17 protein-coding genes are annotated in these 24,407 nt (G+C 49.9%); 12 read left to right on the top strand and 5 right to left on the bottom strand.

Features of this window, described 5'->3' with window-relative positions:
* Positions 1 to 36: 36 nt before the first annotated feature.
* Positions 37 to 1,008: a GDP-mannose 4,6-dehydratase gene (locus JW881_15005; GenBank protein MBN1698823.1), complete on the bottom strand. Its 972-nt coding sequence runs from the start codon at positions 1,006 to 1,008 to the stop codon at positions 37 to 39.
* Between the two features lie 152 nt (positions 1,009 to 1,160).
* Here JW881_15005 and carA point away from each other — a divergent pair, with 152 nt between their 5' ends.
* Complete coding sequence (gene carA / locus JW881_15000; protein ID MBN1698822.1) at positions 1,161 to 2,318, top strand: glutamine-hydrolyzing carbamoyl-phosphate synthase small subunit; 1,158 nt, start codon at positions 1,161 to 1,163, stop codon at positions 2,316 to 2,318.
* A gap of 131 nt (positions 2,319 to 2,449) precedes the next feature.
* Positions 2,450 to 3,049, top strand: coding sequence for a DUF4382 domain-containing protein (locus JW881_14995; GenBank protein MBN1698821.1), 600 nt, complete (start codon positions 2,450 to 2,452; stop codon positions 3,047 to 3,049).
* Here the strand turns inward: JW881_14995 and ilvD are convergent.
* Complete coding sequence (gene ilvD, locus JW881_14990; GenBank protein ID MBN1698820.1) at positions 3,046 to 4,887, bottom strand: dihydroxy-acid dehydratase; 1,842 nt, start codon at positions 4,885 to 4,887, stop codon at positions 3,046 to 3,048. The genes JW881_14995 and ilvD overlap by 4 nt on opposite strands.
* Before the next feature lie 257 nt (positions 4,888 to 5,144).
* Between ilvD and JW881_14985 the strand changes: the two genes are divergently transcribed.
* The 5 genes from JW881_14985 (at position 5,145) to JW881_14965 (ending at position 12,207) form a co-directional block, all read left to right on the top strand.
* Entirely contained in the window at positions 5,145 to 6,548 is a 1,404-nt protein-coding gene (locus tag JW881_14985; protein ID MBN1698819.1) for a cellulase family glycosylhydrolase, read from the top strand.
* Between the two features lie 226 nt (positions 6,549 to 6,774).
* Positions 6,775 to 7,920, top strand: coding sequence for an ATP-binding protein (locus JW881_14980; protein MBN1698818.1), 1,146 nt, complete (start codon positions 6,775 to 6,777; stop codon positions 7,918 to 7,920).
* Positions 7,921 to 7,928: 8 nt separating this feature from the next.
* The gene (locus tag JW881_14975) at positions 7,929 to 8,561 is read left to right on the top strand and encodes a hypothetical protein (GenBank protein MBN1698817.1); all 633 of its coding nucleotides are present in this window, start codon (positions 7,929 to 7,931) and stop codon (positions 8,559 to 8,561) included.
* Between the two features lie 122 nt (positions 8,562 to 8,683).
* Positions 8,684 to 9,577 carry a CbbQ/NirQ/NorQ/GpvN family protein gene (locus JW881_14970; GenBank protein ID MBN1698816.1) on the top strand — a complete coding sequence of 298 codons (894 nt, stop codon included), beginning with the start codon at positions 8,684 to 8,686 and terminating at the stop codon, positions 9,575 to 9,577.
* Positions 9,577 to 12,207 carry a hypothetical protein gene (locus JW881_14965; GenBank protein MBN1698815.1) on the top strand — a complete coding sequence of 877 codons (2,631 nt, stop codon included), beginning with the start codon at positions 9,577 to 9,579 and terminating at the stop codon, positions 12,205 to 12,207. Before JW881_14970 ends, JW881_14965 begins: the two co-directional genes overlap by 1 nt.
* Positions 12,208 to 12,287: 80 nt before the next feature.
* Here JW881_14965 and JW881_14960 read toward each other — a convergent pair whose 3' ends face one another.
* Both JW881_14960 and JW881_14955 read right to left on the bottom strand, forming a co-directional pair.
* Positions 12,288 to 13,331, bottom strand: a complete 1,044-nt coding sequence (locus JW881_14960) for a prohibitin family protein (protein MBN1698814.1) — start codon at positions 13,329 to 13,331, stop codon at positions 12,288 to 12,290.
* A gap of 17 nt (positions 13,332 to 13,348) precedes the next feature.
* Positions 13,349 to 14,407 carry an SPFH domain-containing protein gene (locus tag JW881_14955; GenBank protein MBN1698813.1) on the bottom strand — a complete coding sequence of 353 codons (1,059 nt, stop codon included), beginning with the start codon at positions 14,405 to 14,407 and terminating at the stop codon, positions 13,349 to 13,351.
* A 358-nt stretch (positions 14,408 to 14,765) separates the two neighbouring features.
* Between JW881_14955 and JW881_14950 the strand changes: the two genes are divergently transcribed.
* The 5 genes from JW881_14950 (at position 14,766) to JW881_14930 (ending at position 21,981) form a co-directional block, all read left to right on the top strand.
* Positions 14,766 to 15,212 (top strand): P13 family porin, encoded by a 447-nt coding sequence (locus JW881_14950; protein MBN1698812.1) that lies wholly within the window; start codon positions 14,766 to 14,768, stop codon positions 15,210 to 15,212.
* 221 nt (positions 15,213 to 15,433) lie between these two features.
* Entirely contained in the window at positions 15,434 to 16,063 is a 630-nt protein-coding gene (locus tag JW881_14945) for a histidine phosphatase family protein (protein ID MBN1698811.1), read from the top strand.
* A gap of 44 nt (positions 16,064 to 16,107) precedes the next feature.
* Entirely contained in the window at positions 16,108 to 17,031 is a 924-nt protein-coding gene (locus tag JW881_14940) for a GNAT family N-acetyltransferase (protein ID MBN1698810.1), read from the top strand.
* 143 nt (positions 17,032 to 17,174) lie between these two features.
* Complete coding sequence (locus JW881_14935; protein ID MBN1698809.1) at positions 17,175 to 18,551, top strand: hypothetical protein; 1,377 nt, start codon at positions 17,175 to 17,177, stop codon at positions 18,549 to 18,551.
* Between the two features lie 112 nt (positions 18,552 to 18,663).
* The gene (locus JW881_14930; protein MBN1698808.1) at positions 18,664 to 21,981 is read left to right on the top strand and encodes a hypothetical protein; all 3,318 of its coding nucleotides are present in this window, start codon (positions 18,664 to 18,666) and stop codon (positions 21,979 to 21,981) included.
* Positions 21,982 to 22,175: 194 nt separating this feature from the next.
* Here the strand turns inward: JW881_14930 and JW881_14925 are convergent, their stop codons facing one another.
* Positions 22,176 to 24,197: a transglutaminase domain-containing protein gene (locus tag JW881_14925; protein MBN1698807.1), complete on the bottom strand. Its 2,022-nt coding sequence runs from the start codon at positions 24,195 to 24,197 to the stop codon at positions 22,176 to 22,178.
* Positions 24,198 to 24,407: the final 210 nt, after the last annotated feature.

Genomic DNA, 24,407 nt, shown 5'->3' with positions numbered 1-24,407 from the left:
AAATAGCGTGCAGGGGTGATATTCTTTATCGAGGAATCATTCCGAATAATATTCCAGATCGCCTTTTACCATTTCCTCGATGAGGGCCTGAAAGCTGATCGTCGGTTCCCATTTCAATATCCTTTTTGCTTTGCTGTAATCTCCCAAAAGGATATCGACTTCGGCGGGTCTGTAAAAAAGCTGATTTATTTTAACATATTTTTTATAGTCCAGCCCGGCACAGTCAAAAGCGCGTTGACAAAACTCTTCGACCGAATGCGTTTCCCCGGTACAGATGACGTAGTCATCCGGTTTTTCATGCTGAAGCATCATCCACATGGCCCTTACATAATCCTTTGAATGTCCCCAGTCCCGCAATGCCTTTAAATTCCCCAATTCCAGTTTATCGGCGAGTCCGAGTTTGATACGGGCGGCATGCGATGTAATTTTACGCGTCACAAACTCGAATCCCCGTCTGGGAGATTCGTGGTTGTAGAGAATACCATTGCAGGTAAAGATATTGTAGGCTTCCCGGTAATTTTTGGTGAGAAAGAAACCGGCCACTTTCGATATGCCGTATGCGGAACGCGGATTGAACGGCGTGTCCTCGTTCTGGGGGACTTCACGCACATTCCCGAACATTTCACTGGAGGCGGCGAAATAGAATCTGGCATTGGGAACGATATCCTTCACCGCGGAAAGCATATAATGCGTCCCGCTGATATTCGATTGAAGTGTCGAGAATTCGTCTTCAAAGCTGTATGACACAAAACTCTGGGCGGCAAGATGATATATTTCATCAGGTTTTACATCGGCCATGGCTTTATAGATCGATGGGTAACTTTCCAGGGATCCCGGTATAAGTTCAATCTCGTCGATCATGTCCTTCAGGCGAACGAGACGGTGCGAACTGTCTTCGAGTGCGACCCTTCGAATAAAGCCGTATACTTTATACCCTTTTTCGAGAAGCAGACGCGAAAGATATGATCCGTCCTGACCGGTAATCCCCGTAATAAATGCTTTTTTCATAACGATACCGTTCAAGCCTATATTAAACACGGGTCCATGTCAAGTTTTTGAACCGCACAAAAGACAATTGTCGTACGGGACATCAGGGTTAACCCGCTTGACAACGGGACGCCCGGTTGTTAAATTTTCGATATCGATAAGGACAGGGTATCATGAGTGAAAAATGGAACTGGAAAAAACAACGGGAAAAACGGGCATTTTTGGCGCTTGAAAACGGAATGGTGATGCACGGCTATTCGATCGGCGCAGAGGTCGACACCCCCGGTGAAGTGGTCTTCAATACGGGAATGACGGGGTATCAGGAAATACTCAGTGATCCTTCCTATCACGGACAGATTGTCACGATGACGTACCCGGAAATCGGCAATACGGGGGTCAACCGCGACGACATGGAGTCCGGCAGATTCTATGCGCATGGTTTCATCGTCCATAATCTTAACGAAACAAGCAACTGGAGAGCGTCGGATTCACTCGAGCGGGGTCTTGAAAAAGAGGGAATCCCCGGTATTGCCGGGATCGATACCCGTACGTTGACCGCCCTGCTTCGCGATAACGGGACGCAGAAAGGCTATATTTCCGTAACGGGTACGGTCGATGAAAAAGAAGGGGTTTCACGGGCCCGCGCGTGGGAAGGACTCGACAATCAGGATTACGCGATAAAGGTCTCCTGCACCCGGCCGTATACATGGGATGAAAACTGTATCTATACGCGCAGCTGGGGAATAGCCGAAAACCTTCCGCCCACGGATATGCATATCGTCGCCTTTGATTTCGGTATCAAATGGAATATCCTTCGGAACATGCGGAAACAGGGGATGAAAATCACCGTCGTCCCGGCGAAAACGACGGCGGCCGAGGTGCTCGCAAAAAAACCGGACGGCGTTTTTCTCTCGAACGGTCCGGCCGACCCCCTCGCCGTTTCCTACGCGATCGAAACCACCCGTGAGTTGATCGGCAAGGTTCCCGTTATGGGAATATGTCTCGGGCACCAGATTATCGGCCTTGCTTTGGGGGGAGACCGATTCAGACTCAAATTCGGACATCACGGCTGCAATCATCCCGTCATGGATATCAAAACGAAACGTGTCGAGATTACCAGCCAGAACCACAACTTTGCCATCGACACGGACTCACTCGATCCGAAACTTATCGAGGTGACCCATATCAACCTCAATGACAGGACACTCGAAGGATTCGAACACACAAAAGAACCGGTTATCGCGATCCAGTACCACCCGGAGGCCGGGCCCGGGCCCCACGATCCTTCGTACCTGTTTACGCTCTTCAGGGAACTGGTGCATCGGGCGTAACAACCTCAGCCGGTCCGTATGTCAAAAGACGGGGATTCGTGTGGCCATGAAAGTTTTCATTGACAATCACCTGTCTTCGTGTTATCTTTTCACCATCGCTATAATTTAAAAATAAATAAAACAGGGGTAATATGACGGACAAAAAGGGATGTTTCATAATACCGGTGGTGCTTTCCATATGCCTTTTAACGGCGGCTTCGTGTCTCCCCCCCCTCGAACTGCCTGCATCGTTCAATACGGGTGAGGTCGAGGTTCTCCTGACGGGAAATGCTTCTTACGATACCATGAAATCACTCATACCGGGGATCGAGGGTATCTGGATTTCGATAGCCCGCGTCGAAGCCCACAATGACGACGGGACATGGCGGACGATCGTCGATAACGGCGGGGAGGGGATGCGGTTCAATTTGATCGACATCGCCTGTGATATAGCGGTCGTCGGTATCGGAGTCCTCGAAACCGGATTGTACACGCAGCTTCGTCTCGTTCTCGATAATGACAATTCCATCGATATCGTCGAGAATGAATTGCTGCGTGAATTGCCGCTTGCCGTGCCGGGAGGATCGGAAACCGGGATAAAACTCGTCACTTCGTTCGAGGTCACGCGGGCGGCACGTCTGAATATCGTTTTATCCTTCAATCCTGAGAAATCTCTCGTCGCCATGGGAAACGACAGGTTCAGGCTTCAGCCTGTTTTTGAAATAGAAACCATATCTCCGGTTGCAGATTAATCGGTTTCGGGCAACACCCTCACCGCGCCTTTGTCCGCTGAAGCGGCAAAAAGCGCATACGCATGCAACGCCTTCGAGACCTTCCGATCCCTTCCCCGCGGGGTAAAGGCTTCCCTTCCGTATGCTTCTTCCTCTTTTTTTCGTTTTTCAAGCTCTCCATCCGAAACGAGAAGATTGATACGCCGATTTGGAATATCGATTTCTATCGTATCGCCGTTTTTAATAAGGGCGATCGCGCCGCCGGATGCGGCTTCCGGAGATACATGGCCGATCGAAAGCCCCGAGGTTCCCCCGGAAAAACGGCCGTCCGTAATTAGCGCGCATTCCTTGCCCAGATTGACGGATCGTATATACGAAGTGGGGTAAAGCATTTCCTGCATACCGGGTCCGCCTTTCGGGCCTTCATAGCGGATAACGACTACGTCCCCCGCTTTTATCTCCCCCCCTAAAATACCGTCGCACGCGGCTTCCTGGGAAAAATAAACCTTCGCTTTGCCTGTAAAGGCGAAAATGGACGGATCGACACCGGCAGTTTTTACGATACATCCCTGTTCGGCGATGTTGCCGAAAAGGACGGCAAGCCCTCCGTCTGCATAGTAACAATGCTCACGGTCGCGGATACAGCCGTCGATCCGGTCCGTATCGATATCGGTATAGGTCGAACTCTGGGAACCGAGTTCGAGATTCCTTCTGCCGTCACCCGGCGCGCTTTTCGCGTATTCGATCGACTCGCTGACCGCCGTGCTTCTAACGATGTCATAGCCGTCGAGTATTTCCTTCAAACTGGATGCGTCGACCCTTTTGACGGATGTATCGAGAAGCCCGCTTCTGTCGAGTTCGCCCAGGATCGCCATAATACCGCCCGCCCGGCTGACGTCTTCCATGTGGTAGCGGGAACTCGGTGCGACCTTGCAGAGGCAGGGTATTTTTTTAGAAAGGGCGTCGATATCCTTCATCCCGAAATCGACGCCGGCCTCGTTCGCGATCGCGAGCAGGTGAAGTACCGTATTCGTCGATCCGCCCATCGCGATATCGAGAGACATGGCATTCGTGAACGCGGCCCTTGTCGCTATCGACCGGGGAAGCCACGCCTCCTCGCCGTTATAGTAATAGGCTTTCGTAATTTCGACGATCCGCCTCGCCGCCTTGTCAAAAAGGTGTTTACGGTTGATATGGGTGGAAAGAATCGTACCGTTTCCGGGAAGGGCAATACCGAGTGCCTCGGCAAGGCAGTTCATTGAGTTTGCCGTGAACATGCCGGAACATGAACCGCAGGTGGGGCATGCTACCTTTTCGAGTTTCTCCATCATCTCGTCGGACACCGATGAATCCGCCGCCATGACCATGGCATCGACCAGATCGTACGATTTATCACCCAGCCGTCCGGCCTCCATTGGCCCGCCTGAAACAAAAATCATCGGAATATTGAGCCGCATGCCCGCCATGATCATTCCCGGCGTGATCTTGTCGCAGTTGCTGATACAGATCATGGCGTCGACTTTGTGCGCGTTGCACATATACTCCACACTGTCGGCGATAAGCTCGCGGGAAGGGAGGGAATACAGCATGCCGTCGTGTCCCATCGCAATGCCGTCGTCGATGGCGATCGTATTGAACTCAGGCGCAAAAAATCCGGACTCTTCGATCTTCTTTTTGATATACTGCCCGGTTTCGTGAAAACAGACATGTCCCGGAACGAACTGCGAAAAGGAATTGACCACGGCGATAATCGGTTTTCCGAACATCTCCTCTTTCATACCGTTCGCCCGCCAGAGGGCCCGCGAGCCCGCCATTCTTCTTCCTTTGGTATTAATCGAACTTCGTAACGGGATTGCCATAATCGTATACTCCTTTCATCGTGTTGCACTATACCATACCCTCCTTTTCTCATTTATACAAGGGACAGGCGTTTAAAAAAATAGACTTTCCGCCGCCTGCACCATTGAGACGGCCGTCGTCGCGGCGATGATTTTTATCGTGCACGACCCCGGGAACGCCATGACCGCCGAAGGCGTCGAAACGGTGTCGAAGCCGGATAAACTTTTCCTTGCGGGAAACGGGTAATCATGATACAATCGGATATCGGAGGAAAAAAATGAAAGACAAAAAAAGCCGCATAACAACCTTAATTTGTATCTTTATGTTTACCGCGATCGCTTCCCTGCCCCTCTATTCGCAGTCGTGCGGGGATGTCAATAATTCCGGTTCCGTGGATATCGTGGACGCGCTTCTGGTCGCCCAATATTACGTGGGCATGAACCCGTCCGTTTTTTACGAATCCACAGCTGATGTGAATGCGAGCGGATCCATCGATATCGTCGACGCGCTTCGCATCGCACAATATTATGTCGGTATCGTCTCTTCGCTTGAATGTTCGACGCAGACCTCGCCCCCGCAGACGAATCCCCCGCAGACCAACCCGCCGGCCCAGACCAGTGCGCCGGGTACCGGTACGGTCTATTCGGTTTCCGGGGGACGGCTTATGAAGGACGGTTCGCAGCTCAGACTCTACGGACTCAACTGGTTCGGGATGGAAACATCGGATCACGTCCTGCACGGTCTCTGGACCGGACGCCAGCTCGACGATTTTCTTTCGGATTTCACGGGCAAGGGCTTCAATGCCCTTCGCCTCCCGCTTTCTCCCGAGGTGATCAACGCCGGGTACGCGATTGACTCCGGCCCGTACTCGGGCGCCGACTGCGAAGCCATCTGCGACAGGGACGGCAGGGCCGCGCTGGAATACACCCTCGAGCGTACGCAGGCCGCGGGCATGTACGTGCTCCTCGATTTTCATACATGCAGCCCATCGTCACTCGGAAGCGGTCTGCCGGGAACCCCCATCGGCTGTTCCGGATACTCGCTTTCGAGCTGGCAGAACGACCTGAAATCGCTCGCGACCCTGTCGAAGACCTATACCAACGTGGTGGGAATCGACCTTTGCAACGAACCCTACGGCCTCACCTATTCCGAATGGGCAAGCCTTGCGTCGCAGGGCGCTCAGGCAGTCCTGAGTGTCAATCCGAATGTGACGATATGGGTCGAGGGCGTGGGCAACAACTCGGCCACGGGCGGATACGGCGCGAATTGGGGACAGAACCTCTACGAAGCGGGCAACATTTCCGGGATTCCATCCGACCGGCTCGTTTTCAGCCCGCATTCCTACGGCCCGAGCGTCGCGAGAATGGATTACTTCAGCGCCTCCAATTATCCGAACAACATGCCGGGAATCTGGGACACCCTCTTCGGCCACCTGGTAGGGGAAGGGTATGCCGTGGTCGTCGGCGAATACGGGGGCCACTACACGACGAGTTCCGATTCTTCCCAGAACGACAAACTCTGGCAGGACACCTTTGTCTCCTATCTCATCAACAAAGGGATCACGAGCAGCTTCTACTGGTGCGTCAACCCCAATTCCGGTGACACGGGCGGCATATACGGAGACGACTGGAAGACATGGAACAACGAGAAGCTCACGCTTTTACAACGGCTGATGCGATAGGGGGGAATTAATAAATATATGATTATAATACACTGAATACTCAATAATAATTAAAAGGGTTAAAGTCGGACAATAAATAGCATAGATCTATACAATCATTGCAAATATCCATGAATGTTATAGCTTTTTGCAGGATAAAACGATACCCTTTTTAATTGACAAAAAATTGATTTATTCTTAATCTTGTATAATCTATATAGTAATAGGTAAATTCTAGGAAATCAATATGGAAAACAGAATAAAATTGCTAAATTTTAATATAATTGAAGAAGACACGAAAAATATAGAATTTCAATTAAATAATATCGAACTTGATGATTTTAATCTCCTCATTGGAGACAATGCACAGGGTAAATCAAGATCATTGCGGGCAATTGCATTTTTTTCAAAGTTGGTCTCGGAAAATCCTAAAATTATTTCTACACACTTAAAAGCAACTTTTAATTTTACTTTACTTAATTCTATCCCAGAGGATAAAATATGCTATAATATAGAAATATTTCCAAATGGCCAGAAAAAAAACAAATATATCGAAGAGATAATACGGAACGATACTACGATATTTTCTTCCAAAGAAAAAGAAAATATTTTATTTAATGAAAAAGAGAAAAAAGAAATAAAGGATTTTTATATTTCTGAATATATTTCGGCCATATCTTCCATAACGGAATCCGGTTTTTTTACCATCAGTCTCGTAAGGAATTTCTTTCAGCGAATAGTGCTTATTTCAGCGATAAAAAGCAGAACGATAACGAATCAGCCGGATTCAGTTATACCAAATGAGGAATGGTCAAATATTGCTTCCGTCATGCAGACATGGAAGAAGTCATATCCGGATGAATATAGAGAAATACTAATGGAACTTAAGGATTTATTCAGCTTTATAAAAGATTTTTCATTCAGGGAAGCAAAATTTGAAAATGTAATATTTCCGATGATGGTAATAAGTGAAAATAATATGGTAAAAGATATTATACAAACTCAATGGTCGGATGGTATATATCGAGCTCTCAATATTTTATTATCGCCCAAAATACCATTTGAAATTAGCGGAGTAAAAATGACACCTTCATTGATTCTTATAGACGAAATTGAAAATGGACTCGATTATAAAACATTAAAAAAAATAATCAAGTATTTGATCGATTATTCTGAAGACATGCAGATTATAATTACAAGCCATTCTCCCCTTGTTTGCGAATTGGTTCATCCCGATCATTGGAGAATTATAAAAAGAAATAAATCCCAAATAAACGCATTATCACCCAGGGAAATTGAATCCGACCTTAAGAGTGAAATGGATTTGTTTCAGCAAAAACATTGGGATTTTTATACGAAACATATCGGTAATAGTGAAAAATATAACTACTGAACGGTAAGATGAAAAAAATCTGGGCATTTATCGAAGGAGATTCCGAAGAAGCCTTTATTGAAAATTTATTAAGAAATAACTATTATAATACAATTCAATTAGTAAAAGATATCTCCGTATTTATAACAACTGTACCCCAAAGTCCTTTTTCGTATTACTTGTATTGCGAAAATTGTGGTGGAGTGGACAAGATACCATATAGAATTAATGAGATGTATTACCAAATTGAAAAAAGCGAATCCGACAAGATTTTAATATTGTGTGATATCGAGAAATTAAAATGCCATAGTATACGCAAAAAAGAGATTGAAAGCAGACTTGATACTGTAATTGAAGATACATTCATAAAGTATATTTTCTTCAATCCCAAGATTGAATCTTTATATTGGGATTGTCCACACACGCTAAAACGAGTTATAGAAGTATTTTATAAAAAAAAATATAATAATACGATAAATGTGGATATTCCTTCACCTATATCAAATTGCCTTTATGATCTGAAAATGTTGTTAAGAAAATACGGTCTTACATATCGTGAAAACAGATTTGCTGCTGAATTTTTTCCCAGAATAAGAAATTATCGTGAATGCGGTAATGAAGTCGTTAAAAGGATTATCGGTTTCCTTGACTACTTAAGTTAATAATGAATAGATGTTTTTTCGTAAAATATTAATGTTTGATGTATTGAATTATTGTATGCTTTGCTAATTTCCTTGACATCCGCCGTCCGTTTTCATAAAATCTTTATCACAGGGGGCACCGCATGCAAAAGGAACCGCGGCCGGGCCGTGAAACGGATTACCGCGTACGCAATAAACCCTTCTACCTCCCCATCGGGGACGAAGTGGAGGTCTTCGAGCGGGCGTGGGCGGAACAGATCCCCCTCCTCCTCAAGGGGCCGACCGGGTGCGGGAAGACGCGCTTCGTCGAGTTCATGGCTTATTCGCTCGGGCAGAAACTCGTCCGCGTGGGAAAGGAAAACGGGGCGGCCGGCGGCGGACGCGGCAATCCGCCCGGCGGGGTCGGGAGCCTTTACACGGTCGCCTGCCACGAGGACCTCACGGCGCGGGACCTCACGGGCCGGTATATCATGAAGGGCGGAGAGGCGGTCTGGATCGACGGGCCCGCGGCCATGGCGGTGAAACAAGGCGCGATTTTATACCTCGACGAGATCGTCGAAGCGCGGAAGGATGTCACGATCATCATCCATCCCTTAACCGATCACCGGCGTACCCTTCCCCTGGAGGCCCTCGGAATCCAGCTTTCGGCGCCGCCGTCGTTCATGGTGGTGATTTCCTACAATCCCGGCTACCAGAGCATCCGTAAAAACCTCAAGCAGTCCACCAAACAGCGGTTTATCGCGATCGATTTCTCATACCCGCCACCGGAAAAGGAGGTGGTGATCGTCCGTACGGAAGGAAATGTGCCGGAGGACATCGCGGAAAAACTCGTTCTTCTGGGCAACGACATCAGAAATATTGCAACACTCGATCTCGAGGAAGGGGTGAGTACACGGGGGCTCATCCACGCGGCAAAACTCATCAAACGGGGAATCGCACCGGGGCGGGCCTGTTCGCTCGCGATCGCGCAGACCATCACGGACGAAAAGGACGAGATCGCCGCGATCGAGATCATCATCGACAAGATATTCAGATAGTGGAAAACCTCAATCGTGAAATAGAACAGGTTGCCGGCACCCTGAAAAAGACGAAGCCCGACCTGCTTCCCTTTTTCAGAAACACGATTCAGTATGTATCCGACCGCGGGCCGCTTTCAGCGGGACTCGTCCGTACGGCCGGTCTTTACAGTGTCGCATCGGAATATCTCTATATCGACATCCATACGGTCTACCGGACGGCATTCGAACGCGGTGAGTTCGAACTCCTTGGAAAACTTCTCTACTCGCTTACCTCAAAAAGCTACCGGGCCGCGGCGGCCTTTCTCTCCTATTACGCGGGGCTTTCATTTCCCCTGACCGCTATCGCGGATGAGGTCGTCGCGCTTTCCGAATGCGCGCACAACCGCCTTAAACCCCCTTCACGGATAACGGAGGTGATGAGCTTCTGCCTTTCGTTTTCCCGGAAAGACCTCTGCGGATTTTTCCTTCTCCATATCGGGCACATGACGAGGTATTCCCCGGGAACGGTACCCGACATCATCGTACTCATCAAAAAGCTGCTCGGCGCCTACCCGTGGGATGCAGTCAGACGGTGGATCATCCGCGGTACGGACCTGTTGACGAGCAACAGGGTCGACGAGGGGGTGCGGTTCCTTCTTCTCCGTTCGCAGCAGAGCAGGTGGCTTTTAGGGATCACGAACGTGGTGCTGGACGATGTCAGGAACGTGCTCAAACTCTACTGCGCGAGTATCGCGGGCAGGGAAATGAACGTCGACGGGCTCGACACATCGGGGTTTTCCTTTACGAGTCCTTATACGGACGGAAAGACGGTGTTTCTTCCCCAGGAGATACGCTTTTTCATAAAACCGGAAGAAAACGAACGGGTCTATACCGTCTATGCGGCCCTTCAGGCCGCTTCGATACGGCTTGCGACCTTCGAATTCGATCTTTCGGCAATCGATTTTGCGGACGAACTCCACGAACGCTACGGCACCCTTCTGCCCTCGATCATGGAGAATGTCAGAAGACAGTACGCCGATACCGCCAAAAGCATCAAACAAAGACCCGACGGCGAGATCGAGGTGATGTTTAAAAGCGGCCGCAGCATCCTGCTCCTCAACACCGACCATGAAAAGTTTTTCTACAGTTTTCCGACTCCCGCCTTTGCGCGCGACCTCTTCACCCTGGTCGAAAACGCCAGAATCTGCCACCGCCTTTCACTGATTTATCCCGGTTTGAGGGAGGATATCGCCATGGTAAAGGAATACCTCTGGCGGGCCCGCCCCCCGGTCGTTCCTTCCGGCGGAGACCGTCAGGCCGGATTCATGGCCGCCGTCGAATGCCTTATCCAGTTCAGCCTGATGAACGAATGGAAGGGTGACCCCGGTGACATTCGCCTGCAAAATCAGATTGAGGAGATCGTCCGGGTGTTCGACGGCGTCCGCAAGGAAGAACACACGGTACAGGACTCGGCGAGAATCTCTTTTATCCTGTACAACCTTTTTTTCGACAATTTTCCCCTGGTCGGTTATTTCAGCAGAAACGATCTTTCGGAAACATTTTCGTCACTCAAACAACCCGAAATTATTTCCGAGGTCGTTTTCAATGTATCGCCGGAGTTATTGAAAGAGGGACAGGGAAACGGGAACCTGTTTGATGAAGAAAGCGAAGACGATCACGAACGAAGCATCGACCTCGCGTCACTCAGGGACGCAGACGGCGGGGAAAAGGATATCAAGACTCTCGTATCCCGCGGGGAGGTGAAACTTTTCCGCTACCCGGAATACAATACGGCAAAGGGCAGTTATGAAAAGGATCACTGTTTCCTTTTCGAGCGGATCACAGACGGAACGGAAAACGATTTTTACCGGCAGGTCGTCAACAAATACAAACAGGAATACAAAAAAATAAGGAAACGCTTTCTCATGATGAAACCGGAAGCGGTGGAAATAAGCCGCCGCTGGGAAAGCGGTGATGAAATTCATATGACCGACGCCTTCGATTACCTGATCAGCCTTTTCCGCAAAACCACGCCGGAGGAGAAAATATATTTCCGCAAGATCAGAAATGCACGCGACATCATTGTCGCAATCCTCCTCGATTCGAGTTCATCGACCCTGGGCACCCTCGGTGCCGGGCGTATCATCGATATCGAAAAGGCCGCCCTCTGCCTTCTCGCTTCGGCACTCTCGGTGATCGACGATGCTTTCGGCCTGTTTTCATTTTACAGTATGGGGAGAAAACGCGTCATTTTCAATATCGTCAAGGACTTTCATGAAGCGTGGGACGAACGGACCCAGGCACGGATCACCCGCATCGAAGGTGCCGCAAGCAACCGCGACGGGTGCGCGATCCGTCATACAGTCCGCCGTCTTGTCCGTGAACCGAACAGAACAAAACTCCTCATCCTGCTGAGCGACGGGATTCCGGCGGACCCCGGCTACGGTTCCGAATCCGGCAGCGAGACGAACACCTACGCCATCGAGGACACCCGCCGGGCGATCATCGAGGCCAGAAAACAGGGTGTTATCCCCTACTGCATTACCATCGACCGCTTTGCGAAAAGCTATATACCGCATCTGTACGGAGAGTATGGGTACGCAATTATCGACGATGTGGGTATGCTTCCCGCAAGGCTATCACGGCTTTACCTGAAACTGACTCGTTGACCGGTTCCTTCTTTATGATGCATACGTGGAGTTTGCCGCAATACCTGTAACGGTTTCCTGTTGCCATACCTTCATCCCGGTTACTTCCCTTCTTCCATCTTTTTCAGCCCGTATGTTTTCAGGAGGTCATTGACATCCGTCGTTTTCAAGTCGATACCCCCGCCTTCTCCGAAAGGAAGTAGATAGATCGTCTTTCCGGCCAAAGCCTCCGCGAGTTTCATCTTTACCATGGTTTTCCCGCCAGCCGAGTTCAGTGCTGAAACCATTTTCTCGATCCCTTTAGCCTCCGCGATCCCCTCAGCCTCGATGGCGCGGGCGATTTTTTTCTGCTGCTCGTAGTAGGCGTCCGCCGCGATCTTCGACTTCTCGTACTCGCCGTCGACATCGGCCACCATCTTGTTCACCTCACCCTGGGCGGCCTCCAGCCGCTGTTTATACTCCTCGACCGTCGCATTTGTTTCGGACTTGAGGCGTTCGGCAATCTGGTCGGCGACCTTTTTTTCCTCTATCGCCTGCTGATATTCGGGATTGAAACGGTAATCCTTGGGGAGGACGCTTTCGACGATGACACCATACGGATTCAAAAAATCATTCAAAATCCTTTTGGCCGCTTCCGCCTTTTCCGTCCTTTTTTCGGCGACATAAAAGTCTTCCGTCTTGAGTTCGCCGAACACATCGCGGGTGATATTCCTGGTCAGCGTGCGCACGATATTTTCTTCGAGGTTTCTGTTGCCCCTGGCGATATTCATGAGAATGAACGGCGCCATTTCGGGATCGATCCGGTAGGCGATGATCACGTCCAGACTGATGTCGTTTCCGTCGATGGTCTTGAAAAGCAGGTCGTCACCCCCGGTCCTCGCGCCCTGGTAGAGGGTCGCGGTCATTTCCATGTTCATGAGTTTGGTGTCGAAGGTATACCATTCATTGATGAACACCGGAAAAAAATAGGTGGCGCCGGGTCCGTAAATCGTATGAATGACTCCGGATTCTTCAAAGGGCGACCATTTGACGACCCTGACCCCCACTTCCGTCGTCCCGGTCTGGTGGGGCGCGAAAAGACACAGCATCAAAACGGCCGCGGCGATAATTCCAAGCGTGATCATCACTGGTTTATTAATTTTCATCGGTTTACTCCTTTCCCTCATTCCCTGATCCCGAACATTCTGAGGGTCGCCTCGAGATCGAGGGGATTAATACCGTACCTCCCGCTCGATGTAAGCATGATGACCTCGAGGCCGGCATATACCTTTGCCATCTCGATACCCACGAGTTTGTCCGAACCCCGGCGCTGATATGCCTGATTGATCAACTCGGTTTTTCTCGCCTCGGCAAGTTTGACGAGAAGATCGGCATCGGCATGTTTTGTCCGGACATAGAGATCCATTTCCGCCTTTTGTTTGACCACATAGGCGTTCCCCTCTTCGAGTTTCACCTTGATGTCGGCCTCCCCTTCCTGGGTGACCTTGGAGAGAATCGCATCTTCCGCGGCCGCCTTGGCCTTTGACTGGTTGGTGAAAACAAGCTGGTCCTTCAGTTTTTTCTCCTCGATATTCCTTTGGATCTCGTCCGAATACTTGAAATACCGGATGAGAACATTCTCGACCGTGATTCCCTTGGGATTCAGTTCCCCGTTGAGAAGCTCCTTTGCCTTTTCCGCCTTTTCGACCCTGAGCGGGCTGTTGAAAAACTCTTCCGTCGTAAGCTCGCCGAGTGCCTCCTTGAGTTTGGGCTCGACCTTTGGAATGATTCCGTTGATCTCATAAAGTCTGCCCGGACCGATGGTCTTGATGGTTTTATATGGTTCGGTAATACGGTAGAGAATACTCACGTCCACGTCCACGAAAAACCCGTCCGAGGTCTGGATATGCGCCGCTTTTTCCATAAGCGCGTGCTCGGATGCCGATGTCGCATAGTTGGTCAGTTCGAAGACCTGGATATTGCGGGGGAAGGTATGCATGATATGAAGCCCGAACGGCATGATGAAATGAAAGCCGGTCGTGTATACGGTATCGAGAATACCCGTCTTGACGCCGACATTCACCTGTTTGATACCGTATTCGTTCGGCTTTATATACACGAAACAGGAATGGAAGGTGATAATGAAGACGACGATTGCGATCCCCGCGATCAGCAAAGGTTTTTTCGCGGCCGCCAAAAATTGTTTTGCCTTTGTTTTTATATCGATATTTTTTACATCCATACGATAATCCTCCTCTGCCATTAAATCATATGGAACGGGGAGTGATTGTCAATCGGATTCGAGCGGATGTCATTATTATAATAAATCCACGGCATGATACAAAAATATTTTTTGTAATGAATTTTGTCCATTATAATTCCATTTTTAGACTCAAAATGGAATTATAATGGACAAAATTTGTAGTTGAATCTCTATACATCCCTTGGCATCGTATTGTTATTTGAGAAATTAAATGTTTCATTGTCATTCGTTTTTAAGTTACTGTTTGGTATTGACAAATTCAGATTGTATATACAAAATTATCCCGGTAAGTCTGTGTCATTCTTTCCTTTTCTATGACAATTACGGGGAGGTCGATATGAAAAAGTGTATAGTAACCGTTTTGTTTCTACTAACTTTTACAGTTTCAATACAAGCACAAAATGCCGATTTTCTCGAAACCTTACAAATTGATGCTTTGACGATGAATGAGAAGCTGTTATTGTATTCGACGCTGAAAATGGACTGTGTTTTTCCGACATTGATGAACGGCATTATCGGTTTCGGGTCCGGGTCTTTTGCGCAAGCAGACTATTTATCGGGCACCATCGGTTTTTTAGGCGACACTATCGGTTTCGGCTTTTTGTTATTCATATATGCAGCCGATTCTTTCCGCATGATATATCTCGATACAGATACAATCAATTTACTGGCGGGTACCGGTATCGTTTGCGTTATACTCTCAAAGGCTTATCAACTGTTAATTCCTTCATTATATGCCGAAATACAAAACAAAAAAATTGCGCGGAAAATATTCGGACATTAGATTATTGTTAACGCTTCTACTATGTAATCCTTGCATGAGTGAAGGCAAATAAAATGGAGTGCGTAAATAAGTCTTATTTTTTTAATAACTAAATAAATAATCATTGTTTATTTTTTTCCAGAAAATACAGTCAAACAGGTAAATGAAGTGTGCATAAGCCTTTCATTATCGATATATTTTCACTATGATAATGGATCGGTATCGACCGGGGAGGAGGCCCTATGATAACCACACTGACCGTTATCCGTCACGGGGAGACGGAATGGAACAGAAAAGGCAAACAGCAGGGGCATGACGACAGCCCGCTTTCGGAAACCGGGATCGAACAAGCCCTCGCGATCGCGGCCTGGCTGAAACCGGTCTATGATGTGCTTATAGCGAGTGATCTCGGACGGGCCGTACAAACCGCTAAAATTATCGGAGAAGCCGCAGGGCTTGCCGTTACCGCCGAAAAGGGCCTTCGGGAGCGCCACCTCGGCATCATGCAGGGGCTGACCATGGAGGAGTTCAGGGAAAAACACGCGGAAGCGTATGCGTCGTTCAGATCCCACGATACCTCGTATGTCATTCCTGGGGGCGAAAGCGTCAGGCAGCGGCACGAGCGGATCACCGCGTGCTTTCGATCGATCGCCTCATCGCACGAAGGGAAAAATATCCTGGTCGTCACCCACGGCGGGTCGCTCGACAGTCTCATACGGTTCGTTCTCTCGATCCCGCTTACCTCGAACCGGCAGTTTTCCCTTGTCAATGGGAGCATCAACCGTTTTTCGGTAACGGACGGGACATGGCGGCTCGAAAGCTGGGGAGAAACCGGGCACCTTGCAGGTATTGCCGCACTGGATGATTTTTAGGTTGCATCCCTTGCGTCTGGCCGTAAAACCGGATAGGATGGATCATGAATATAAAAAAAGCGATCATGGGGGACGCGGATGATATCCGCGCACTTTTCTGCAACGTGTACAAGGCGGGTCATCCTTATCTGTTCAAGGACACGATCCAGCGGGATATCGAGAATGTGGATATCACCTCACTCCTCCTCTACCACAACGGAAAAGCCGTCGGTTTCGGCCAGGTAAGAAAACCGGAATATCCTTTCCTGTCGTATGAGGACAGCGCCTGCGAGATCTCCCGGCTTTGTGTGCACAAAGCGTTCCAGCATCAGGGAATATCCAAGATCATCCTTGCTGAGATCAGCAGTATCATCAGGGCGAAAAATCCGTCGTTTGTCACCGCCGATTGCACCACCGAAATCGATTATTCACAGCGCGCCTTGCGGAATTTCAATTTGAAACCGGTCGGTCTCTTCCGGGGACTCGCCCCCGATTTCACCGGAGAGGGCCAGAGCACAACGGTCCTCATGCTTATGAATATCAGCAAGGACTTCGCCGCGTCTCTGACCGGGGCGGAAACGGTCTTTCTCCCACCCTCACATGAACCGCTTGCAAAGATGATTTATGAATCGTTCGGACTCAAACGAGTCATTGACACGGACGGCGGGCACGGCGGGGATCGTTCCGGTATAAAGGCCGATGTCGATAAACACCTCTACTATGCTGAAAAAATGCGGGCCTCCGCCGGTTTCAACTACGGTTTTGTCGTCATCGATCTTTCCGGCTCCGATGCCCCTGATTCGATCGGTATCGCCTCTGAAGCCGGGTGTATGGTCGAAGGACTCATCCCCCTTGTCAAAAACGGCAATGGAAGCAGAAGCGACAAACTGATCATGAGAAAAATCCCGGACGCGATCGATACCGTGAAGATAAGGATTGCACCGGTTTACGCCGCTTTCAGGGAGATGATATTCGGTCGCGGCAGGTAATCATTTTCGAGGATTTTTTTCCTGCGGGAATCCGTATACGACAATTGTCGTATTAATGCTTATAATGGAAATATTTCAGAAGGTTTCCGCTCCAATTCATTGTCTTTTCACCCATATCTATACTACACTTATCAATACATGATATGTTTGTCTTTCTGATCGCGGGCGTAATAACATTCATTATCGTATCGTTTTTTATGATCAAATATTCCGATCATAAAACTTCGTTTTATGACCTTCTCACGGGTACCGGCGGACACACCCGGGAACGGCCTTCACAAAAACCGCGACATGTCTTCCTGGAAATCAAAAAGCATTACGGATTGCGGTATCCAAACGCGGATTACAATCTGCTGTCGGGAACTATCGATAACTTCGGCATCGAGATTAATTTTAATGAACGACAGCAACACTTCTTCGTCACCATCGAATCTCCGAAACAAACAAAACCCCGCTATCATTGCACCATCAAATACGGCGGAGGGTACCGGAAGATGGCGTCTCCGCAAAGCACAGCCTGTACGGGAGATACCGATTTCGACGGGATGCTGGGTGTCACGGGATTGAACGATACGGAAATACTCGCTTTCCTTGACAGTAATACCCGGCATTTATTCATGAGGATTATCAGGAACACAAACAGATTTGTTTTCACACCGGAAAAAACCGAATTTTCCATTTACATGTTCCCCGTCGATTATTCGCCCTCGAGTGTCATCGAAATGATCGAGGGCGTTATCGGATTATCGAAACGGGTAATGAGAGAAGATAACCTAAGGGCGCGGCTCATCAACAATATCAGCTGCGACGATGTCCCCGGAGTACGGCTGCGCAGTCTTCGGGTGATGATCGAACGATTTCCCGACGATCCGATATTGTCACCTGTATTAAAACGGGTATTGTTCGATCCCTCAAGAGAGGTCGCCCTCTTTGCCCTGAAAAGACTCGGCAGGGAGGGCGTCGAATATATTTATGACACGCTAAAGCGTCTTCGTCCCCAATCTTCGATACATGCAGATCATATCTCGACGGCAGTCGAACTTCTTTTTGAAAAAGAAGGGAAAACGTGCCTGAATGCCGTGATCGCATGTTACCCTCAATGTACGTCATTGCAGGAGAAACAAAAACTCGTTGCCCTGATCGCAATGTACGGCGGGGACACCGGCCTCGAGTTCTTGATCCTCCTGCTTCAAAACAGCGAAAGCGGCATGCTTGAAAGCGTTATTGAAATCCTGGGAGAAAAGGGAACCGCGGCGGCGGTCGGCCCGCTAAAATCAATTTCGAAAAACATGATGCATCCGGTGTATGTCAGGGAAAAAGCGAAGGACGCGATGCGAAACATCAAACGACGGATCGGTCCAAAGGAGACGGGGATGCTTTCGCTGCCGGAAGCGGAGGGTGACGGCGGAGGACTCTCGCTTGCCGAAACAGACGGGGACGAAGGCGGCCTTTCACTGACGGACACGCCGGTGGACGGGGGACCCGGGTCACAAAAAAAGGCGGAGGATACGGAACACTGACGGCACCGGAGGGGAAAAACGGTACCGGATCTTCCGCACAAAACACGTGAAGAACCTCACCTCCCTGTATGGCTCCACAGGAAACGAGTCATGCCGGACGAAAGGAGACTGCATGAATCGCTTTCACTGCATTATGACATTGTCTGCCATCGGTCTTGTCCTCCTGACACTGACCGGCGCCAGAACATGTGACACAGAGAACACACGGGCATTGACCGTTCCCGACTTTGCTCCGGCCTATGAGATCAAGACCGATTTTACCGGAGATCTTGACTTTCTCCGGATGTGGGAATATACGGGACTGCTTTTCTTCCCGGGGAAGGACGGGTTCATTCTCAGGGAAAAAAGCAAAGCCTTCGCATATCCCTCCTCATCACCGTATTGCGGCAGCTTGATCATCCGAGCCCGTATAAAGGTAACCGAAACAGTGAAAAAAGACTGGAAGATCGCGGGAATCGGTCTGTATATCGACGACGACCATTACTGGCAGCTCGCTGTGGTGGAAGAACCAGATGTCTCCGGGAAAAAGCATTTCGCCGAGCTGGCGGAAATGTACGGGGGAACATGGCTGTCCCAATACGAGAAAAAAACCAGGCTTACCGCCCTGAAAGAAGACCGGTGGTTCGAGTGGAAATACGGCCGTGTGTATGAGTTCATCCTGATGTGCTCGAGTGAAGGGATTACAGGATACATCCTCGATGCGAAGGGAACGGTTAAGGCACATATCGCCTATCGCTTCGACAATGAAGCCGTCATCTATGGAAGACCGGCAATCGTGTCCGAAGGCTTCGTGACATCCTGCCTCTATTTCGAAGCCGCCGGGGGGGAACCGGTGTCACACCGGAATGACGCGCCGGTTCCCCCCCCCTTTCAAAGCCGGACCGAAAGCGGCATTGACGGTACGGCGACCGGATTTTACCATACCGAACGGATAGACGGGATCTGGTGGGTCGTCGACCCCGCGGGATCGGCCGTTTTTATCATCGGGACCGACCATGTCTCCTACAACGGTATGTGGTGCGAAGCGCTCGGGTACTCGCCGTACAGAAAGAACGTGGAGAAGCGGTATGAAAACGAGGACGCATGGGCGGACTCCTCGGCACGGCGGCTTCAAAGCTGGGGGTTCAATGCCCTCGGGGCGGGAAGTTCGCTTTCCGTCCGCCGCCGGCATCTTCCCTACCCGGTCAACCTCAACATCGGCACGCGATTCGCAGAGGCGTTTTACATAACCCCCAAAACGACCTGGACCGGATTCCCGGACGTTTTTCACCCCGGATTCGGGCCTTACTGCGAACAGGCGGCAAAAAAACTCTGTGCTCCGTTATGCGATGATCCGTGGCTGATCGGATATTTTCTCGACAACGAACTCGAGTGGCACCAGTGGACCGGAAAGGGTCTTTTTGCCGATACCTTTTCCCTGCCGCCTGACGCGCCGGCAAAGACAGCCCTTGTCTCCCTTTTCAGGGACTATTACACCGATATTACATTGTGCAACAGGGAGTGGGGGCTTTCTCTCAAAGGTTTCGACTCCCTTCTCTCATTGCGGACCGCGCCGGAACCGGTGACCGAACACGCGCGGGGCTTGATAAACGATTATATCCGGCTGGCCGCTGAAACCTACTTTTCCGTTACGACCGCCGCGATTAAAAAATACGACCCGCATCATATGATCCTCGGGTGCCGTTTCGCGGGCCGGGCGCCGGGGATCTGGAACGTCGCGGGTGAATACTGCGATATTGTCAGCGTCAACTGCTACCGTACCCTCGACCTCGAAACCGGAAAACCGGTCGACGGGTTCGAAGACGACCTTTCGGCATGGCATGAAGAGGCGAAAAAACCCTTCATGATCACCGAATGGAGTTTTCCCGCACTCGATGCAGGGCTGCCCTGCCGCCACGGGGCCGGTCAGCGCGTTCCCACACAGACCGACAGGGCCTTTGCATTTACCTCGTTTCAGAAATACCTTTTTACCGTGCCCTTTGTCGTCGGTTCGAACTATTTCATGTGGGTCGATCAGCCCGCATCCGGTATTTCCTCCGTTTTTCCGGAAGATTCGAATTACGGACTTCTCAAGGAGACCGACGAACCGCACGAACTTCTCACCGAAGCCGCCTCACGCCTGAATCCGCTTGTTTACGAGATTCACCGCGGCCACACCACGGATTTTGCCGTCGAACCGGTTGCGGCGGGATCGTTTAGCGTCACAAACAGGGGAGGAATAGAAGGAAAATGTACGGTCTTTATATATGAAGAGGGTGAAAAAAGGTATGAGCCCCTTATCCTGAGTCCCGGTGAAACGAAAGGGGTGCCGGCGGAATCGCCCGCACGCCGTCATCCGGGATTCCGGTATATCACCTGCGTTGCCGTTCCCGAACAACCCCTTCTTGAAACAACCGCGGAAAACAACAGGGCCGTCATGCACGCCTATCTTCCGGGAACCCCCTGGCACAGCCGGGAAAGCGGCGTGAGGATACCTGTTTGCACGGTAAACGGAAACGCGGAAGGTATGAAAAACATTCCGGTCGTCGCGGATATCGGGAGTACACGGACAGGTGCATCGGGAACCTGGAAGCTCCTCGAGGGTACCGTCGGAACGGCAATCCCCGCCGACGTATTGCCCGTGGGGGACGGATACCGGCTTATGTTTCTCATCGAAGACCTTCCGGGTTACGGAAAAAAGGATTGTTACCTCTATAAACGTGAAGGCGGGGAACCGGGCAATCTGCTGTTTCCCGAGAAACGGGACGGCGTTCTTATCGATAACGGCGTATTGCGGGTTGAAAAGATCAGCAGACAAAACGGGACGATATTCGATTCGATCGGTATGGATAAAACAATGCTCGGAAGCCTCGTTCCCCTTGTCTGGCAGCGGACAGAAGAGGACAGGTGGGTCGGGACCGATATAACGGAATCTGTCGCCGTCACAGAAGGGAAGACGGCGACCGTCATGACAATTATCCTGGCGAATACACATCAGTGGGGAAAAAAATACAGGATATGTTACCGGCTTTCCTTATTTCGGGGGCTGCCCTGGTTCGAAAGCCGGGTCCTCTGGATCGAAAATACGGATACATCGGCCTGGTTCCTGAAGGGGTATTACCATTACGCGCTTTCGTTTATCGGGGGGGATGCTTCCGGCGACGATGATGTCCTCGATCACTGGGAAGACAGGGAAACGGGGTATTGTTACGGTGTCGTACCGGCCGGCGATGCGGTCACGGTGAGGTTCTGGACAGATGAAGAAGGGAACCGTCACCCGGATGCGTACGGGGAAGTACTTATGAATATTCCTCCCGGGAAGCGGCTTGCCCCCGACGACGCGCCGGTCCTGGTGGCCGGATGCCGGTCAGGTGACTGGTGGAAAATAAAAGAGGAGATAAAACGATTGTCGGGAATCAAGACCATAGCGGAGGATGAGGAAAGCCGGTAGTGGAGACGGGAAACCGGCAAATGGATGTGTTTGCCTGCCGTCCTTGTTCGCAAAGCGCTTGAAACGTTATGGCGTACGCGCCGTATAACGGCCGCCACGTTCGCGTTCGCGTCGAACCTGAATGACGGGAATATATCGGTCTGAATACAGGAGTGTATGAGCGCCATTACTATCATCAATACCATGAACCCTTTTTACGCGTGCCTGCCGGAATAATATTCCCGCAGCACATCGTAGTTGGGAAGACCATGTTCGTCGAGGGTGATCCGGACAACATTTCCGTCCATAATGATTTTTCTCATGATGACATCATTCAGCCCGATATAGTATTCGCCCGAAGAAAGAAAACAGAAGATCGTCCCGCCGGCCGATTCAAGGGGAAATACCAGCGTTTCACCGGATGTTCCACTTCCCCCCGTGGTTATCATAATCTCGGAATCGGTTCTCGATGACTGCGCAGAGAGAATCAGATTGCATTCGGATGGTTCCACGCGAAGATGGTTCGCCCCGTTCTCCGAAGAAAGGACAACGAGGTGCTTCCCGTCATATAACACGAGCCTTCCTTCTTCCGCCAGAATGATCGTTGTCACCCCTTTTTCTTTGTTGTAAAAATAATAGAAATCACCCTTTCGCCTGTTTTTACCGGAAAGGGGAAGAAGGACCGGTTCCGCCGTCTCCCCGGGCCGGCCTGAGACGAACGCGTACAGCATCCCGCCGGGGGGAGTTCCGGGAAAGGAGACACTTCCCAGGACGGCGCATCCGTCGCGTTCAAAGGCGTCACGATAATAGTCGGCATCCGATGAGAACGTCCGCGACACATACGGGGATTCCCCGGTGTTGCCGAATGTAAAATAAAGTCTTCCCGACGGATTTATCGATGAAAGATACCAGCTTTTTTCCATAAATATCGACGAAGAAAAAACGGCATTTTTTTCATTCTCGTCCTTGAAGTATCTCGAGAGGGTTCCGTTCCTGTCCGTGCGTCCGAAAAAACCGCTTCCTCCGCCGTCAGACCGGAAAATATTCCCGTACGAAACGGGGACGGAGGTCAATGGGTGGCGAAATTCGAACGTGAGGATATGCGGATTCGGGAGGCCGTCGTCTGTCGTTTTTTTCAGATTGATTTCGGCGGTAATCATGTTTCCTTCTGCGGTATCGGTGCCTATGGACATATGGCAGCCGTTTACGGATACGCCAATGTCATCGGGGAAAAGGGTTTTCGAAAAACCGAACAGAAAGGTATTGCCGTCGATAATGATATCATAGGAGTAATCACGGTAGTAGGTATTTCCCATCTTGAAGCAGGAAGGATAATCATTAACCTCGATCGATGAAAGGCGTTCACCCTCATCGAGGAGAACGGTTCCCCGGAAGATATACAGACCGTCTTCTCCCTCGACGAGCCGTTTCTTGAGATCATACGTCCTCGTTTTCCTGAACCCTTCGGGCGTCACGTACTCGAGTGTCGTGTACCGTTTCTCCTCACCTACCTGTCGCCTGTACGATGCGTTCCTCTCCATGACGATGTGATAGGGGTCCACAAAAAACACGGAATCCTGGGGATCGCAGCTCAGCCACCCCGCGCCGGGGTAAAAAACTTCGATATATTCATGCCACCCCCCGTGACTTGAACCCCAGTTTTTTCCGGGCGGCATATAACAGGTCCTGCTTCTGGCCGGAATTCCCGCGGAACGGAGCAGGATCACGGCAAGATTCGCGTACCCGACGCAATAGGTTCTTCCTCGCGCAAGAACCTTGAGGGGTTCTGTGGGGGCATTGCTGCTGTATGATACATTTGCGCGTATATAGCGGATTATTTTATAAACGGCTTCATGAAGCAGCGCCGCATCCCCGACAATCTCCTCGGCAGTTTTTTTCAACCGCCCGTATTCAGCCGCCCCGTAGCCGTAAAAAAAAGGCACACAATAATCTCGTAATTCATCGGTATAATCCCCTTCGGAAAGGGGATAGCCGCATGAAGAGGGAAGCATGTCGAGACATACGGTGTTTTCCATGAGATAAACCGTACCTTTTACCGAAATGATTTTCTGAGTGTTCGATCCGTTTTCATATTCCGGAGGGACAGTCTTCGAGTCGATTTCATACCGGAATATCCATTCACCGTACATCGTCCGTTCGATATAATTGACCGCAGAAAAACAAAAAAAAGGAATTATTAAAATTAAAAGTATAAAAATACGGATTTTATCGGCCATATGCTTCCTCCTTGATCCATTCCCTATTAATAACGCGGCGGAAGGGAAAACCACGCATCCATTGCATCCATTTCTTTTCATTCCCTGAGAAAAATGTACTGAAATTTCGAGGGTTTTTGTATCAGGAAACGATATATATACATAAAAAAGATAAGCCGCCTGCGTTGCGTGCGGTTTATTGCTTTCGATATATCTGTTCATGGAGGTATT

Source organism: Spirochaetales bacterium (assembly GCA_016930085.1).
Classification (GTDB): domain Bacteria; phylum Spirochaetota; class Spirochaetia; order SZUA-6; family JAFGRV01; genus JAFGHO01.
Note: the sequence above shows the minus strand (reverse complement) of the source record. Positions and strands in the feature narration are given on the sequence as shown.